This window comes from Pseudomonas sp. P1_C12 (genome assembly GCF_056406435.1).
Genome location: NZ_JBFUAE010000014.1, coordinates 22403 through 37251 on the forward strand (window position 1 = coordinate 22403; position 14849 = coordinate 37251).

Genomic DNA, 14849 nt, shown 5'->3' on the forward strand with positions numbered 1-14849 from the left:
GGTCGAGCCTACGGCGGCTCAGTTCGACCTGTCCAAAACCTGAAGGGGCACACATCATGAACCCAGCAAGCCAGCCGGGCATCGAAACGCACGACGATGACGTCAAGGTGCTGCACAGCATGGGCTATGCCCAGCAACTCTCACGACGAATGGGGGTTTTCTCCAACTTTGCGATTTCCTTTTCGATCATCTGCATCCTCTCGGGTGGCATCAACTCGCTGGCCCAAGGCACTTCGGGCGCGGGGGGTATATCCATCGGCATCGGCTGGCCGATCGGCTGCCTGATCTCCGGGGTGTTCGCCATGGCCATGGCGCAGATTTCCTCGGCCTATCCCACCGCTGGCGGCCTGTACCACTGGGGCTCGATTCTCGGTAACCGCTTCACTGGCTGGCTGACCGCCTGGTTCAACCTGCTGGGACTGGTCACGGTGCTGGGCGCGATCAACGTCGGCACCTACTACTTCTTTTTCGGCGCCTTCGGACCGGCACTGGGCATGGAGGATACGACCACGGTCAGGGTGATTTTCCTGGCGATCCTCACGGGCTTGCAGGCCTTGTGTAACCACTTGGGCATCGGCCTGACGGCCAAGCTCACCGACTTCTCCGGCTACCTGATCTTCGCCACCGCGCTGGCACTGACCATCGTCTGCCTGATGTCGGCACCCAGCTATGAATTCGCGCGGTTGTGGACCTTCAGCAACTATTCCGGTGAGGCGGGTGGCAGCGTCTGGCCGCAGGTCTCCAATGGCTGGGTGTTCATGCTCGGCCTGCTGTTGCCGATCTACACCATCACCGGCTATGACGCCTCCGCGCACACCTCCGAAGAAACCCGCAACGCGGCCATGTCGGTGCCGCGCGGCATGGTCATGTCGGTGGTCTGGTCGTTGCTGTTCGGCTGGCTGATGCTCAGCGCGTTCGTGCTGATGCTGCCGAACATGGATGAGGCGGCCAAGCAAGGCTGGAACGTGTTTTTCTGGGCCATGAACACCCAGGTCAACCCGACCTTGAAACTGGTGCTTCACGTGGCGATTTTCATCTCGCAGGTGCTCTGCGGGCTGGCCACCGTGACCTCGGTTTCACGGATGATCTTCGCGTTCTCACGTGACGGCGGCCTGCCCTGTTCCAAAGCCCTGGCCTCCGTCTCGCCGACCTTTCGCAGCCCGGTGGCAGCCATCTGGACCGGTGCCACCCTTGCCGTCCTGTTCGACTGGGGCTCGTCGGTGATCTCGGTCGGGGCAACGCCGGTCTATACGATCGTGGTGTCCTGCACGGTGATCTTCCTGTTCTTCTCCTTCGCCATTCCCATCGTGCTCGGCCTGTTTACCTATGGGACGTCGAAGTGGCCGACCATGGGACCGTGGAACATGGGGCGATTCTGGTACTCGGTGTTCGCCATTCTCTCGGTCTTGTCGATGGTGATCATCTTCATCATCGGCATCCAGCCACCGAACGATTGGGCGCTGTACATCACCATCGGTTTCCTGATCCTGACGGCCATCGTCTGGTTTGGTTTTGAAGCGCGGCGCTTCCAGGGGCCACCGGTGGGCGACATGATCGTCAAGCGCCAGGCCGAAATCGCCGCGGCGGAAGCGGCATTGAACAGCAAATAAAGGGCCTGTAGGAGCGGGCTTGCCCGCGAAGGCGGTATGTCAGGCGACATTGATGCTGAACGTGCCGGCCCCTTCGCTGGCAAGCCAGCTCCTACAGGAATTGCGGTGTGTCGGTTTTTTATGGCGATGATCTATCCTGTGCCCCCCGATTTCACACCGGAGTCACCTGTGCCCGCCCTCACCGCCCGCGAGGTTTACCAGCCGTTGCGCGATGCCGCCCAGGGCATTTGCACCTTCAAGCGAGTCGACGACGCTTGCGAGTCTGGCCATGTTCGGGTCGACATCAACGGCTGGCGCCTGACGCTCGACGTCGATGCCGGTCACTTGCGCCACTGCCTGCACGGCCAAAGTCCCGATGGTCGCGAGTATGCGTTCGACAACGGGCAGCGCTTCGGCACCGACCCGGTGAGTTTGCTCAGCACCTGGGAACTGGCGCAGATTGAACGGTTGCTGGCCTGAATCCTTCGCAACCTGTCGTTCCCTGGCCGCACTTGTGATACACAAGCCGCAGTGATTTCTGCGTCCAAGGAGGTTCTGCCCATGCCCCGTTTCCCACGCCTGTCGCACTGGCTGACCTGCGCCCTGCTCGGTTTGTTCGCTGGCGGTGCCCAGGCCAGCGCGACGCCCCCGGCGCCCGATGCCTTGCAACCCTTGCTGGCAACGATGAATGAGCGGCTGTACATCAGTGAGCTGGTGGCGCTGACCAAGTGGGACAGCGGCAAACCGGTCCAGGACAACGCCCGGGAAGCGCAAGTCATCGCCAACGCCCGCCAGCAAGCCCCCCAGCACCAACTCGACCCCGACGATGTCGCCGACCTCATCGCTGCGCAGATCGAAGCCAGCAAACTGGTGCAATACGGCCGGCTCGCGCAATGGCAAGCGGCGCACAAGGCGCCGGACACACCACGGCCGGACCTCATTAACGACATCCGGCCCAAGCTCGACAAGTTGCAAAACCTGCTGCTCCAGCAGTACGCCGATTTCCTGCCCTACCGCAAAGACCCGAACTGCCCGCAATGGCTGGCCACCGAACGCTCCGCGCTGATCAAGGATTACCTGCATGGCCAGGCGATGATTCGTGCGACCGGAGAGCTGTGCGTTGTAGGTCGATGACAGCGAAGTGATCCAGACGAAGAGCCCGGCCCAATCGGCCGGGCTTTCATGGACGCTCTTTCTTCTTCAGTTCGCCGCCGCTTGAAACCGCTTGCGGTAAGCCGCCGGCAGTAGCCCGACGCGTTGTTGAAACAGCCTGCGAAACGAGTTGCCATCCTCGTAGCCCACGGCATAGGTGATGCTGTCCAGCGTCATGCGTGTGGATTCAAGCAACTGTTTGGCCTTTTCCAGACGCAAGGTCTGCAGGTAGGTAATCGGCGTGTAGCCGGTGGCGTCCTTGAAACGTCGCTTGAAGTTGCGCACGCCGAAGCCGAATTGTTGGGCCACATCATCGATCAACAACGGCTGATCGAAGCGTTCTTCCAGCCAGTTTTGCACCCGCAGGATGTCGCCATCACCATGGCTCTTGGGCATTGACCACATCACATACACCGACTGCTCGCTGCGCACCGAGTCGACCAACAGGTACTTGCCACACTTTTGCGCCAGTTCCAGTGACGCAAAGCGACGCACCAGGTGCAGCAACAGGTCCATGGCCGCACTCGCGCCGCCACTGGTGACCACGCGATTGTCCTCGCAAATGATTTGCCCTTCGTCCAGCAACGCTTCGGTATAGCGGCGACGGAAAAGCTCGGCAAAAGCCCAGTGCGTGGTCGCACGGGTGCCGTTCAATAGCCCGGCCTCACCCAACATGAACGCCGCCGTGCACATGGAAGCCACCACCGCGCCTTGGGCGTGCTGCTCACGCAGCCAAGGTCCATAGGCGCAAAACGCCGGTAAGGCGTCCTTGAGGGTGAAGAGGAATCCCGGGATCAGGACCAGATCGGTTCGCGGGATCTCGCGAGTGGAACGGTTCACATGCAAGCGCTGCCCACCCCAGGCGGCCACATCGGCGCCATCGAGCGAAGCGCTGACCACCCTGAACGGTGGTGGGTCGCTATCGGCGAACAGGTTGGCGGCACTGAGCACTTCCAGGGCCATGGTTGCGCTGGCGGCGGAGCATTGATCGGCCAGTAACAAGGTGATGTGCATAGCGACTCCATTGCACTTTCCGCATGAAAAATGTCATTTGCGCACCTACCTTAGCCGATTTCCATGGCCTAAAGTGCAGCCATCAACCCAACGGTGGCGCACTTATGAATCTCTGGTTTCGACTTTTCCTTATGCTGTTGCGTCGCCCGTGGCGCAACCCCGTGGACGCCTCGGCGACCACCGTTGTGTGCATGCGCGTGTGGCCGCTGGATCTGGACCTCAACCGGCACGTCACCAACGGTCGCTATTTCACGCTGGCAGACATCGGGCGAATGGATTACGTACTGCGCAGCGGCGCCTTTCGCGTGGCGCTTCGTCATAAGGCCGTGCCGATTGTCGGCGATACCTGGGGCAAGTTCCGCCGAGAGTTGCGCCTGTTCGAAGCCTTTGAAATACATACCCGCATGCTTGGCTGGGACGACAAGTGGACCTTTATGGAGCACCGTTTCGTGAGCAAGGGCCGGGTGGTCGGCGTGGTGGTGATGCGCGGTCTGTTCCGCGCGGGCAGAGGCACGGTGGCACCCGGTGAATTCGCGCTGGAACTGGGTTTGCCAGAGCAATCGCCGTCGATGCCGCCATGGCTGACGGACTGGTCGCGTAACTGCAACGACATGAGCCATCAGTTGCGTACACAAGAGGCTCCGCCTGCGCGGCAACCGGAGACAGTCGGCTGACCGCCAACCTGTGTACGCTCTATTCTGTGCCTACCTCGCGCAACGGGCGAGTTGTGTGTTGTGAGTCGATCACAGCGAAGTGATCCAGACGAAGAGCCCGGCCCAATCAGCCGGGCTTTTTCATGGGCTGGCCTAACAATGTAAAACACCCTTTACATTCGTGAAATCTCCGGCGAATATGTAAAGGGGCTTTTACATCAGGAGGATGCATTGAAACGCTACTACATCGAAATGGGCGTCGCGATTACGTTGTACGCCGTGTTGTTGCTGGTGTCGGTGATCTTGCTTAAAGACCAGCAAGAAATGGCAATGATGCTGAAGATCATCATCACGCTGTTGCCTGTGATTCCTGCGGGGCTGATGTGTTGGGCGGTGGTGCGCAATATGCGCGCGCTGGACGAAATGCATTTGCGTATTCAGTACGAAGCTCTCGGTTTTGCCTTTGCCGCTTCGGCATTGCTGACCTTCACTTACGGTTTTCTGGAGAATGTCGGCTTTGCGCACGTGTCCTGGGTCTGTGTGTGGCCAGTGATGGGCCTGATGTGGATGATCGGGCTCAGACTTGCCAAGCGGCGCTACCAATGAAAAACCGTCTCAAGGAACTGCGTGCCGAACGCAAGTGGTCTCAGGTCGATCTGGCGGCGTTGCTGAATGTTTCGCGGCAGACCATCAATGCCATCGAAAATGGCCGCTATGATCCGAGCCTGCCCTTGGCGTTTGAGATTGCCCGGGCATTTGCGCTGCCTATTGAGAGCATTTTCGATGATGAGTTCGCTGGATAATCTCCCTCTTCAATCAGGCGCCCGTCCATGAGCCATACTGAAATCCTCGCTAAAATCTTCCTCGGCCCGGTGTTGCTGGCGCAAGGTCTCTACACCAGGCGGGTGACGCCGAGGTTGCCGGAGGCCGAAGGCGAACGTCAGGGCGATGCCGGCAGCGGCGACGTTCTGCGGTTGTTGATTGTCGGCGACAGCGCCGCTGCAGGCGTGGGTGCGGCGACTCAAGGTGAGGCCCTCAGCGGTCGGTTGGTGGAGCGCCTGGCCGATGATTATCAGGTGGCGTGGAAACTCTGGGCGCGCTCGGGCCTGGATTCGCAAGGGTTGCTGGAGCTGCTCGAACAGCACGCCCCCGAGCCGTTCGATGTGGTGCTGTTGTCGATTGGCGTCAACGATGTCACCAGCTCACTAAACCTGGATCAGTGGCTCGCCCGGCAACGGCGCTTGATCGCGCTGCTGTGCGACAAGTTCGCGGTGAGGCAGATCGTGATGTCGCCGCTTCCGCCGATGCATCTGTTCCCCGCGCTGCCGCAACCCTTGCGCTGGTTTCTGGGGTTCAGGGCGCGTCGTTTCAATGCACATTTGGCGGATCTGGCCGCACGCCTGGATCAATGTACGATGCTCACCACCCCGTTGGCACCCGAACCGGGCTTGATGGCCAGCGATGGTTTTCATCCGGGGCCGATGCTCTACCGTCAATGGGCCGACGATGCTGCCAGGGCTATCGACCAACGCTTTCGCACCACAACAATAAAAACAGGAGTTGAAGATGTCTGAGCTGAACCTGAACCCCAATGTCGCAGCGTCCCTTAAGCAGTGGCACGCGATGATCGGCAAGCGCGACTTGAGCGCCTTGCCCGAACTGCTCAATCCGCAGGCGGTGTTCCGTTCGCCGATGGCGCACACGCCGTATCCGGGAGCGCCGGTGGTGTCGATGATCCTCAACACGGTCATGAACGTGTTCGAGGACTTTGCCTATCTCCGCGAGTTGGCGACGGCGGATGGCTTGAACGTGATTCTCGAATTCAGCGCCAAGGTCGGCGGGAAAGAGCTGAAGGGCATCGACATGATCCGCTTCAATGAACAAGGCAAGATTGTCGAGTTTGAAGTGATGGTGCGACCGTTGAGTGGCTTGCAGGCGTTGGGTGAGGAAATGGGGCGGCGGTTGGGGGCTTATCTGAAGGCCACAAAAGCCTGACTCAGCAAATTACCCTGTGGGAGCGGGCTTGCCCGCGAAGGGGCCGGCACATTCAGCATCAATGTCGTCTGACACTCCGCCTTCGCGGGCAAGTCGGATCGCCGCACCGCCGCTCCTACAGGTTTTGTGTATAGCCTGGAAACTTCACACCATCGGTTGATGACTGGTCACGCAGTGAATCCCTCCACCACCGGCGGAGATCGCGTCGATGTCGACCTGCACCACCTCGCGGTCCGGGTAGAGTTTGGACAACAGGTCGAAGGCTTTGGCATCCGCTTCCTTGTCACCGAACTGCGCAGCGATGATCGCGCCGTTGATCACGAAGTAGTTGATGTAGCCGGCGGCGAAGTCCTGATTGTCTTTGCTGAACTGGCTGTTGCGCGGGTTGAGCGGCGGCGACACGGTATGCACCTGCAATTTGCGGCCATCGGCATCCGTGGCGTTTTCCAGGACTTTCAGATGGGCGCGGGTGACCTTGTAGTCGTAGGACTCAGGGTCGTTGTCGAGGTTGGCGATCACCACACCAGGCTTGACGAAACGCGCATAGAAGTCGACATGGGCGTCGGTGATGTCCTTGCCCTTGATGCCCGGCAGCCAGATGATTTTACGCAGGCCCAGCCGTTCTTTCAGTTCTGCTTCGACCTCGGCCTTGCTCCAGTCGGGATTGCGATTGCGGTTGATCCAGCTGCTTTCGGTCATGATCCCGGTGCCGTGGCCATCGACTTCGATGCCACCGCCCTCGCCCACCAGTTCGCTGCGCAGGTAATCCGCCTTGGCGTTTTCAGCGACCAGGGCGGCCAGTTGCGCATCGTCCGCATGCTGCTGTTTGTTGCCCCAGCCGTTGAAGTTGAAATCCACGGCACCGAGGTCGCCGTTGCCATCGACGACAAAATTGGCGCCGATGTCGCGCATCCAGATGTCATCCAGATCGGCGATCACGAAGGTGGTGTTGTGGCTGCCGCATTTGGCTTCGGCCAGGCGCCGCTCGCTCTGGCGACAGAACACGGTGACCGGCTCGTATTCGGCGATGGTGCGGGCGATCCGGCCAAGGGCGTCTTGCACGTGGGGCGTGAAGTCCTCCCAGATCGCGGCCTGTGCCCCGAAGGCGATGAAGGCTCGCTGGTGTTTGTCACCTTCATCGGGCATGTACCAATTGCCTTTACCGGCCGCTCGCGCCGACATGGACCCGAAGCCCAGTCCCATGGACGCCACCGCGCCCAGTCCGGCGATGACCGATACCTGCTTGATGAATGTTCGACGTGTCGGCATGTGTTTTCCTGAAATCCGGGGTTTGGCCGGCCCTCGGGCCGGCCGGTGATCATTTGACTGTAGCGGTCTTGAATTTGGTCCAGGTGCGCATGCGTGCCCGCATGTCGGCCTGGGGAATGTCCTTGCCGGGAATCAGCCGTGCGTAGGTGGCGTCATCGAGGTAGATGTCCGGGTTGTTGCGCATCGCGGCATCGACGTCCGGGCGGGCCTTGGCGTTGGAGGTCGGGTAGCCGGTGAAGTTGCTGATGGCTGCCATGTTCTGCGGGCGCATGACAAAGTTGATGAAGGCGTAGGCGTACTCCGGGTGCCGGGCGTCGACGGGAATGGCCATGGTGTCCATCCACACCGTGGTGCCTTCGCGGGGAATGCGGTAGTGGAAGGTGGTTTTCTTGCCGGCACTGTCCGACGTGCGTTGCGCCTGGGTCATGTCGCCGCTGTAGCCCAGGGACACGCACAGGTTGCCGTTGACCAGGTCGGTCACCGGTTGCGACTGGAACTTGCGGATGTACGGCCGCAACTTCATCAGCAAGTCACTGGCCGCCGCCAGGTCCGCCGGTTTGGCGCTGCGCGGATCGCGGCCGAGGTAGTTGAGCACCACCGCCAGCACTTCGTCCGGCGAGTCGATCATCGAGATGCCGCAGTCGGCGAATTTCGCCGCCAGTTCCGGTTTGAACAGCATGTCCAGGCTGTTGACCGGCGCGTCCGGCGCACGCTGGGTAATCTGCTCGGCGTTGTAGGTCAGGCCTATGGTGCCCCAGGTATACGGGACCGTGGCTTTGCTCGAATGCTCATAGTGCGAGCGCAGCTTTTGCAAACCGGGCTCGACGTCGTTGATGGCGGTGATTCTGGACTGATCCAGCGGTTGCAGGCTGCCGGCGCGCATCAGGCGTTCGGCCACGGTGTCGCCGGGGAAGATCAGGTCGTAGCCACTGCCACCGGCAAGCATCTTGGCTTCCAGGGTTTCACTGCCGTCCATGACGTCGTAGATCACCTTGATCCCGGTTTCGGCGGTGAACTTGCTGAGGGTGTCCTCGGCAAAATAATCGGCCCAGTTGTACAGCCGCAGGGTTTTCTCCTCGGCGTGCAGCGCAGGCACCGCACAGCTCAGCGCCAGCCCCATGGCCAGACACAGCCTGTTGATCATGTTCATGTCACACCCCTTGGGTTGCCCAGCGTGAGTGGATCTGACGACCGTCCTGGGTCAACAAGGCGCCGTACATTTCCGGACGGCGATCGCGGTAGATGCCCCAGGTCAGGCGGTCTTCGCGCATGGCCGCCAGGTCCAGGCTGTGGACCAGCACGCCGGTGCTGTCGCGGTCGGCTTCGGCGAGCAATTTGCCCTTGTGATTGCAGATGAACGACGAGCCGTAGAAGCTCATTTGCAGGGTCGGGTCGGTGGTCGCCGCTTCCCGGCCGACACGGTTGGCCACCACTACAGGTAGCAGGTTGGCGGCGGCGTGGCCGCGCATGGTCATTTGCCAGTGATCCCGGGAATCGAGCGTGGCGCAACCCGGCTCGGAGCCGATGGCCGTGGGGAACAGCAGCACTTCGGCGCCCATCAAGGCCAGGCAGCGAGCGGTTTCGGGGAACCACTGGTCCCAGCAGATGCCCAGACCGATGCGTCCGAACGCGGTGTCCCAGACCCGGAACCCGCTGTCGCCGGGGCTGAAGTATTCCTTCTCCTGATAGCCGATGGCGTTGGGGATGTGGGTCTTGCGGTACACCCCCAACAGGCGCCCGTCGGCGTCGGCCACGCTCAGTGAGTTGAAGTAGGCATTGCCGGCCTTCTCGTACCAGCTCAGCGGCAGCACCACGCCCAACTCTTTGGCCAATGCGGCAAAGCGCTGGAGCACGTGGCTGTCGCGATACTCCTCGGCCAGTGCCAGGTGCTTGTGGTGTTGCTCGATGCAGAAATACGGCGTGGCGAACAGTTCCTGCAACAGGATGACCTGCGCGCCCTTGGCTGCGGCTTCGCGGACCAGTTGCTCGGCCTGGTCGAGGTTGTGTTTCAAGTCCCAGGTGCACGGCATCTGGGTGGTGGCGATGGTGAGTAAGGTCATGGCATCAACCCCGCACCGGCCAGGCCGGCTGTTGCTGGGTGATGCAATGCACTCCGCCACCGCCATGAGCCAGATGGTTGATCCGCACCGGCACCACTTCGCGCCCCGGGAATGCCTGCGCCAATACTTCGGCAGCGACCTTGTCGGCATCGATGCCATAGGCCGGCATGATGATCGCGCCGTTGGCGATGTAGAAGTTGGTGTAGGAGGCGCAGAACACTTCGGCCTCGGTGTCCACCGCATCGGAGGCTTCATAGAGTTCGATCAGCTCGAACTTGCGGCCTTGGGCATCGGTGGCCAGTTCAAGAGCGCGACGGTTTTCCCGTGCGACTGCGGCATACACAGAGTCCTGGTCGTGGGTGGCGTCCACCAGCAACACGCCGGGGCGGGCAAAGGCGCACACGCCGTCGACGTGGCCATCGGTCATGTCGCCGGTCACGTAGTCCGGATCGCCCGGCAGCCAGATGGTTTTCTTCACGCCCAGCAGGCGGCTGAAGATCTCTTCGATCTCGGCCTTGGTCACGCCCGGGTTACGGTTGGGGTTGAGCAGCACCGACTCGGTGGTGATCAGCGTGCCCTCGCCGTCCACGTGAATGGCGCCGCCCTCGTTGCTCAGCGCGGTGCCAAAACACTCCAGGCCCAAATGGTTGAGCGCACGGCGGGCCAGGCTTTCGTCCAGATCGTGGGCCGACTTGCCGCCCCAGGCGTTGAAGCGCCAGCTCACACCAGCCAGACCTTGCTGTGGATGGCAAACGAAGCTCGGGCCGGAGTCACGGCACCAGCTGTCGTTGACCGCCAGTTCGATCAACTCGATGTTCGGCCCGCACAAGGCCTTGGCGCTGGCGACGGATGACGGATCGACCACCAGTTTCACCGGCTCAAAACGGGCGATGGCGTTGGCCACCCGGGCGAAGTCCTCTTGAACCTGTGGCAGCGTCACCCGCCAGCCTGACTCCCAAAGGGTCTTGTTATGCGGCCAGACCATCCAGGTGGCGGCGTGGGTGACCCACTCGGCCGGCATCCTCCAACCGCTGTTTTGAATTTCGTTCTGCTGCATGACAAGCACCTCTGAGTTAAGTCATTGTGTTCAATGAAAACGGCCTTGGCGGTCTTGGCATGCATGCTACGGCTGGAAAAACAGGCAAACAAACGATGGATTTTGCAGGCAACTGATTAGAGGAACTTATCGATATGCTCAAACACTGGCCGCCCCTGAGCACCCTGCGCGGCTTCGAAGCCGCCGCCCGGCTGGGCAGTTTTCACAAGGCTGCCGATGAGTTGCACCTCACCCAATCGGCGATCAGCCAGCAGATCCGCAGCCTTGAGGCCTACCTGGAACAACCGCTGTTCCATCGCAGCGGGCGCAGCGTCAGCCTGACCGATGCCGGGCACGATCTGCTGAGCACCACCCAGGCGCTGTTGCAGCAACTGGCGGTGGGCATTCGCCGGTTGGGGCAATACCAGAAACCCAATCAACTGGTGCTCAACACCACCCCGGCGTTTGCCCGGCACTGGTTGTTGCCGCGCCTGGGGGATTTCCGTCGCCAGCATCCGCAGGTCGATCTGTGGATTTTCAGTACCGATGAAGTGCCGGACATGGCCAGCCAGACCATCGACCTGGCGGTGCGCGACGACATCGGTTCCCAGGCCGAATGCAGCTTCAAGGTGCTGCACGCCGACCGCCTCTACCCGGCGTGTCACCCGAGCCTGTTGGCCGTGCCCGTGGAACAGCGCACCACCCTGCATGGCGAGCGGGAAATGGACTGGAGCCACTGGGCGGTGGAGTCCGGCATTGATGTGGGGCAGATGGATCAGGGGCTGAATTTTTCCGATCCGGGGTTGCTGCTGGACGCGGCCTGCACCGGGCTGGGCATTGCGCTGGTGAGCCAGTTGCTGAGTCGGCAGGCGCGGGCCACCGGGCTGTTGCTGCCGATGGTGGAGCAAACCATCCGTGGCCCGAACTGGGCACTGCTCACCCACCGCGACAGCGAGAACATCCCGATGGCCCGGGCCTTCACCGAGTGGCTGGCCGACAACCTGGCGGCCGAGCCGCAGACCACGGCGTGATTACTGCGCCGGGAAGGTTTGCAGGTAGGCCAGCAAGTCTTCGATTTTTTCCGGGTCGCTGAGGCCCCAGAAAATCATGCGGGTGCCAGGGACAACTTTCTTCGGCGCTTCGAGGTAGGCGATCAGGGTTTCGCGGTCCCAGACCAGGTGGGCGGATTTCATCGCGTCGGAATACACGTAGTCCGTGGTGACGGCGGAGTGGCGACCGATCACGCCATTGAGTTGCGGACCGAAGGACGCACGGGCCGACTCGCCGATCTGATGGCAGCCGCTGCAGAGGCGCTTGAACAGTTTTTCCCCGGCTTGTGCATCGCCCGCAGCTAGGGAGGGAGTGCTGAACAGGCCAGCGGTGAGCGCCAGGGCGAGGGTCAGGGCGGCGATTTTCTTCATGTTGCGTTTCCAGTCTGCGAGTGCTCGCTATTGGAACATGTCCGCCAGCCCTGTGCATTCTGTAGGAGCGGGCTTGCTCCGGGCGGCGTTCCGACGAATGCGATGGATCAGTCACCTTCTCTGCTGGATGTGATGGTCTCTTCGCTGGCAAGCCAGCTCCTACAGGGGTTATGCGCACTGGTTTATTTTTTGGTGCGAGATGTATTGAGCGCCACGGCTGCCTGAATCAACGCTTTCAGCGCCTTTTCATCGATCTGCTCGCCCTCGTGGATATCGATGGCACGCCGGGTATTGCCTTCCAGGCTTGAGTTGAACAACTTCGACGGATCGTCCAGTGAAGCGCCCTTGGCGAAGGTCATCTTCACCACCTGCTTGTAGGTCTCGCCGGTGCAGATGATGCCGGCATGGGACCACACCGGCACGCCGCGCCACTTCCACTCTTCGATCACTTCGGGGTCGGCCTGGCGGATGATCTGGCGGACGTGGGCCAGGGTTTCGCCGCGCCAGTCGGCCAGCTCCCGGATTCGCTCGTCGATCAGCGCCGAAGCTTCGTTTGGGTCAACCTTGTCCGTTTTCATCACCGTTTCGACCCTCATCAAGATGGTTGTGACCGATGAGGGTAGACGGTGCTCCAAAGTTTTCAGGAATCGCTGACTGACGGCGCCTGGGGCACGGGGCGGGTTTTCACGGTGACAAACATTTTGATGCGGTCGCCGATTTCCTGGAGGGTATGACGGAATGGGTCGTGTCTTTCGCTGGTGGTCGGGTCTTCGAAGCTCCAGACCATCACTTCACCGGTAAACGGTATGCGCGAGACCTCTTCGGAGGACTTGTCGCACAGGGTGATGACGTAGTCGAACGCCTGACCTTCGAAATCTTCGAGGGACTTGCTGCGCAGACCGCTGGCATCGACGCCGATGTGATCGAGGGATTCGAAGGTGCGTGGATCGATCCCGGTGGCCTCAAGCCCGGCGCTGAAGGCCTGGAAATCGGCAGGATCGGTATGGCGCAGCAGGGCTTCGGCCATGAGTGAGCGGACATCGTTTCTGGCGCAGACGAACAGCACGCGACGTGGGTCGGTCATGGGGTTACCTCGGCTGGCAGGGTTTCAGTGTTTGCTCATCAATCCATGCAGCACGCCGAACCGCAAACCCGGTTCCGACGCAATCATATGCGTGATGCCAAACACCTTGAACGCTGCCAGCATCAACACCAGGCCGCCGGGCAAAATGCTCAGGCGATGGGTGGGCAACCCCGCCAGCTTGAGGTGTTTCACATGTTTGACTTCCAGCAGGCGCAACGACAGGCGCAACAGGCCACCGTAGGTGATGCCGCTCTGGTCGTCATCATTCAAGCCATTGGCCTTGAGCACCTTGGCCAGCATCCGCGCCGTCCCGGAAGAACCGATCGCCTGCTGCCAGCCCATGGCGCGGTAACGGCGGGCAATGCGCTCGAACTGCACGGTGGCCGCGCGTTCGGCCTCCAGCAGCGCTTCGGCCATGATCCGCCCGCCGTGGAAATAATGCGCACCGAAGGTGCCGCTGCCGATGGCAATGCTCTCGGTGACCAGCAATTGGTCGCCACGGCCAATGATCATTTCCGTGGAGCCACCGCCGATGTCCACCACCAGCCGTGTGCTTTGCGCCGGCAAGGTGTGGGCCACGCCGGCGTAAACCAGTTGCGCCTCTTCGTGACCGGAAATGACGTCGATGCGAAAGCCCAGGTGGCGCTCGGCACTGGCCAGGAACAGCGGCGCGTTGTCCGCTTCGCGCACGGCACTGGTGGCCACCGCCCGCACGCGCCCGGCCTCGAAGCCGCGCAACTTTTTGCCGAACCGCGCCAGCGCCTGCCAGCCACGGTCCAGCGCCAACTCATCGAGTGCCCCACCCTGCAGGCCTTCGGCCAGACGTACCGGTTCACGCAGGGTTTTCACTTCCTGGATGACCATCTGCTGGTTCCGTCTTACCGACTGGCCAATCATCAGGCGAAACGCATTGGAACCCAGGTCGATGGCGGCAAACAGCGGGGCGTCTTTCATAGGGGGTTCCTTGCACATTCATCTGCCGGCGGACTGGCGGCCGTCGGGCACTCAAGACGGATTGCGAGGATCTTGCCATTGCTTCGATGACACCCAGATGACACCGCCTGGAGATCTGACCCACACCACAAGTGGCAGGATTTGCGGCATCCGGATGAATGGCCATCAAACCGTCATCGAATCGTCATGAACCGGGCGGCATAATCAAGTCATTCAATGCGTGCTTTACTTTTCTGCTGCCAATTCTGGTGGCTTTTTTTTGCCTGAAATTCTGCTTACAGACACTCCTGCGCCGCACGCTCGAACGTCGACGGCACGAACGCCGAGGCCAGCAGCTTGCGCTCGTACAGGAACACCTTGCCGCCATTCGAGGCTTTGTAGGTTTCAAGCACATTGTCCGCCGCCACTTTGCTCGGGACGACGATCCGGTAGCTGCGCTGGGTCTGCGATACCGTGGGCACCAGCGCATCGTGCTGCAACTTCGGCACCACGCAATGGGTGTACTCCTCGGGCGACTTGCTGGTCTGCAAGGTCAGCGTCGGATCGTTCGGCGTGGCACAACCGGCCAGCAGCAGCGAAGCGAAGGCCAGGGTCGGGGCAAAAAAAGTGCGCATGAATCAGG

The 14849-nt window shown here is 61.2% G+C and carries 19 protein-coding genes; 9 read left to right on the plus strand and 10 right to left on the minus strand.

The window, feature by feature from the left end:
• Positions 1 to 56: 56 nt before the first annotated feature.
• The 3 genes from AC1D19_RS21935 (at position 57) to AC1D19_RS21945 (ending at position 2723) form a co-directional block, all read left to right on the plus strand.
• Positions 57 to 1610 (plus strand): amino acid permease, encoded by a 1554-nt coding sequence (locus AC1D19_RS21935; RefSeq protein ID WP_477764537.1) that lies wholly within the window; start codon positions 57 to 59, stop codon positions 1608 to 1610.
• A 168-nt stretch (positions 1611 to 1778) separates the two neighbouring features.
• A complete protein-coding gene (locus tag AC1D19_RS21940; RefSeq protein ID WP_477764538.1) occupies positions 1779 to 2069 on the plus strand; it encodes a DUF7693 family protein in 291 nt (96 codons plus the stop codon).
• A gap of 81 nt (positions 2070 to 2150) precedes the next feature.
• The gene (locus tag AC1D19_RS21945) at positions 2151 to 2723 is read left to right on the plus strand and encodes a chorismate mutase (protein ID WP_477764539.1); all 573 of its coding nucleotides are present in this window, start codon (positions 2151 to 2153) and stop codon (positions 2721 to 2723) included.
• Positions 2724 to 2789: 66 nt separating this feature from the next.
• On the opposite strand, the gene AC1D19_RS21950 is transcribed toward AC1D19_RS21945, so the two are convergent.
• A complete protein-coding gene (locus tag AC1D19_RS21950; protein WP_347911768.1) occupies positions 2790 to 3755 on the minus strand; it encodes a GlxA family transcriptional regulator in 966 nt (321 codons plus the stop codon).
• A gap of 104 nt (positions 3756 to 3859) precedes the next feature.
• Here AC1D19_RS21950 and AC1D19_RS21955 point away from each other — a divergent pair, with 104 nt between their 5' ends.
• The 5 genes from AC1D19_RS21955 to AC1D19_RS21975 all read left to right on the plus strand — a co-directional run bounded on the left by AC1D19_RS21955 (position 3860) and on the right by AC1D19_RS21975 (position 6403).
• Entirely contained in the window at positions 3860 to 4429 is a 570-nt protein-coding gene (locus AC1D19_RS21955; protein WP_347911767.1) for a thioesterase family protein, read from the plus strand.
• Between the two features lie 210 nt (positions 4430 to 4639).
• Positions 4640 to 5014, plus strand: a complete 375-nt coding sequence (locus tag AC1D19_RS21960) for a hypothetical protein (protein ID WP_477754273.1) — start codon at positions 4640 to 4642, stop codon at positions 5012 to 5014.
• Positions 5011 to 5211 carry a helix-turn-helix transcriptional regulator gene (locus tag AC1D19_RS21965; protein ID WP_477764540.1) on the plus strand — a complete coding sequence of 67 codons (201 nt, stop codon included), beginning with the start codon at positions 5011 to 5013 and terminating at the stop codon, positions 5209 to 5211. Before AC1D19_RS21960 ends, AC1D19_RS21965 begins: the two co-directional genes overlap by 4 nt.
• A 27-nt stretch (positions 5212 to 5238) precedes the next feature.
• Positions 5239 to 5982: an SGNH/GDSL hydrolase family protein gene (locus tag AC1D19_RS21970; RefSeq protein ID WP_477764541.1), complete on the plus strand. Its 744-nt coding sequence runs from the start codon at positions 5239 to 5241 to the stop codon at positions 5980 to 5982.
• Entirely contained in the window at positions 5975 to 6403 is a 429-nt protein-coding gene (locus AC1D19_RS21975) for a nuclear transport factor 2 family protein (protein WP_477764542.1), read from the plus strand. Before AC1D19_RS21970 ends, AC1D19_RS21975 begins: the two co-directional genes overlap by 8 nt.
• A 144-nt stretch (positions 6404 to 6547) precedes the next feature.
• Here AC1D19_RS21975 and AC1D19_RS21980 read toward each other — a convergent pair whose 3' ends face one another.
• From AC1D19_RS21980 to AC1D19_RS21995, 4 genes are read right to left on the minus strand one after another with little or no spacing between them, the layout of a single operon-like run.
• The gene (locus tag AC1D19_RS21980) at positions 6548 to 7672 is read right to left on the minus strand and encodes an agmatine deiminase family protein (RefSeq protein WP_477764543.1); all 1125 of its coding nucleotides are present in this window, start codon (positions 7670 to 7672) and stop codon (positions 6548 to 6550) included.
• A 49-nt stretch (positions 7673 to 7721) separates the two neighbouring features.
• Entirely contained in the window at positions 7722 to 8822 is a 1101-nt protein-coding gene (locus AC1D19_RS21985; protein ID WP_477764544.1) for an extracellular solute-binding protein, read from the minus strand.
• 1 nt (position 8823) lies between these two features.
• Positions 8824 to 9732 carry an N-carbamoylputrescine amidase gene (gene aguB, locus AC1D19_RS21990; RefSeq protein WP_477764545.1) on the minus strand — a complete coding sequence of 303 codons (909 nt, stop codon included), beginning with the start codon at positions 9730 to 9732 and terminating at the stop codon, positions 8824 to 8826.
• A gap of 4 nt (positions 9733 to 9736) precedes the next feature.
• Positions 9737 to 10789 (minus strand): agmatine deiminase family protein, encoded by a 1053-nt coding sequence (locus tag AC1D19_RS21995; protein ID WP_477764546.1) that lies wholly within the window; start codon positions 10787 to 10789, stop codon positions 9737 to 9739.
• A 134-nt stretch (positions 10790 to 10923) separates the two neighbouring features.
• Here AC1D19_RS21995 and AC1D19_RS22000 point away from each other — a divergent pair, with 134 nt between their 5' ends.
• A complete protein-coding gene (locus AC1D19_RS22000; protein WP_477764547.1) occupies positions 10924 to 11799 on the plus strand; it encodes a LysR substrate-binding domain-containing protein in 876 nt (291 codons plus the stop codon).
• Here the strand turns inward: AC1D19_RS22000 and AC1D19_RS22005 are convergent, their stop codons facing one another.
• The 5 genes from AC1D19_RS22005 to AC1D19_RS22025 form a co-directional block, all read right to left on the minus strand.
• Positions 11800 to 12189: a c-type cytochrome gene (locus AC1D19_RS22005; protein ID WP_477764548.1), complete on the minus strand. Its 390-nt coding sequence runs from the start codon at positions 12187 to 12189 to the stop codon at positions 11800 to 11802.
• A gap of 182 nt (positions 12190 to 12371) precedes the next feature.
• Entirely contained in the window at positions 12372 to 12767 is a 396-nt protein-coding gene (locus AC1D19_RS22010) for a DUF1801 domain-containing protein (protein ID WP_477764549.1), read from the minus strand.
• 62 nt (positions 12768 to 12829) lie between these two features.
• Entirely contained in the window at positions 12830 to 13273 is a 444-nt protein-coding gene (locus AC1D19_RS22015; protein WP_477764550.1) for an arsenate reductase ArsC, read from the minus strand.
• Positions 13274 to 13297: 24 nt separating this feature from the next.
• The gene (locus AC1D19_RS22020; RefSeq protein ID WP_477764551.1) at positions 13298 to 14227 is read right to left on the minus strand and encodes a Ppx/GppA phosphatase family protein; all 930 of its coding nucleotides are present in this window, start codon (positions 14225 to 14227) and stop codon (positions 13298 to 13300) included.
• Positions 14228 to 14502: 275 nt separating this feature from the next.
• Positions 14503 to 14841: a hypothetical protein gene (locus AC1D19_RS22025; RefSeq protein WP_477764552.1), complete on the minus strand. Its 339-nt coding sequence runs from the start codon at positions 14839 to 14841 to the stop codon at positions 14503 to 14505.
• Positions 14842 to 14849 lie beyond the last annotated feature (8 nt).

Coding starts and splice junctions, on each gene's coding strand:
- AC1D19_RS21975 (WP_477764542.1), top strand. CDS start 5,975: ATGTCTGAGCTGAACCTGAACCCCAATGTCGCAGCGTCCCTTAAGCAG.
- AC1D19_RS22000 (WP_477764547.1), top strand. CDS start 10,924: ATGCTCAAACACTGGCCGCCCCTGAGCACCCTGCGCGGCTTCGAAGCC.
- AC1D19_RS21985 (WP_477764544.1), bottom strand. CDS start 8,822: ATGAACATGATCAACAGGCTGTGTCTGGCCATGGGGCTGGCGCTGAGC.
- AC1D19_RS21970 (WP_477764541.1), top strand. CDS start 5,239: ATGAGCCATACTGAAATCCTCGCTAAAATCTTCCTCGGCCCGGTGTTG.
- AC1D19_RS22005 (WP_477764548.1), bottom strand. CDS start 12,189: ATGAAGAAAATCGCCGCCCTGACCCTCGCCCTGGCGCTCACCGCTGGC.
- AC1D19_RS21965 (WP_477764540.1), top strand. CDS start 5,011: ATGAAAAACCGTCTCAAGGAACTGCGTGCCGAACGCAAGTGGTCTCAG.
- AC1D19_RS21950 (WP_347911768.1), bottom strand. CDS start 3,755: ATGCACATCACCTTGTTACTGGCCGATCAATGCTCCGCCGCCAGCGCA.
- AC1D19_RS21945 (WP_477764539.1), top strand. CDS start 2,151: ATGCCCCGTTTCCCACGCCTGTCGCACTGGCTGACCTGCGCCCTGCTC.
- aguB (WP_477764545.1), bottom strand. CDS start 9,732: ATGACCTTACTCACCATCGCCACCACCCAGATGCCGTGCACCTGGGAC.
- AC1D19_RS21995 (WP_477764546.1), bottom strand. CDS start 10,789: ATGCAGCAGAACGAAATTCAAAACAGCGGTTGGAGGATGCCGGCCGAG.
- AC1D19_RS21980 (WP_477764543.1), bottom strand. CDS start 7,672: ATGCCGACACGTCGAACATTCATCAAGCAGGTATCGGTCATCGCCGGA.
- AC1D19_RS22015 (WP_477764550.1), bottom strand. CDS start 13,273: ATGACCGACCCACGTCGCGTGCTGTTCGTCTGCGCCAGAAACGATGTC.
- AC1D19_RS22020 (WP_477764551.1), bottom strand. CDS start 14,227: ATGAAAGACGCCCCGCTGTTTGCCGCCATCGACCTGGGTTCCAATGCG.
- AC1D19_RS21935 (WP_477764537.1), top strand. CDS start 57: ATGAACCCAGCAAGCCAGCCGGGCATCGAAACGCACGACGATGACGTC.
- AC1D19_RS22025 (WP_477764552.1), bottom strand. CDS start 14,841: ATGCGCACTTTTTTTGCCCCGACCCTGGCCTTCGCTTCGCTGCTGCTG.
- AC1D19_RS21955 (WP_347911767.1), top strand. CDS start 3,860: ATGAATCTCTGGTTTCGACTTTTCCTTATGCTGTTGCGTCGCCCGTGG.
- AC1D19_RS22010 (WP_477764549.1), bottom strand. CDS start 12,767: ATGAAAACGGACAAGGTTGACCCAAACGAAGCTTCGGCGCTGATCGAC.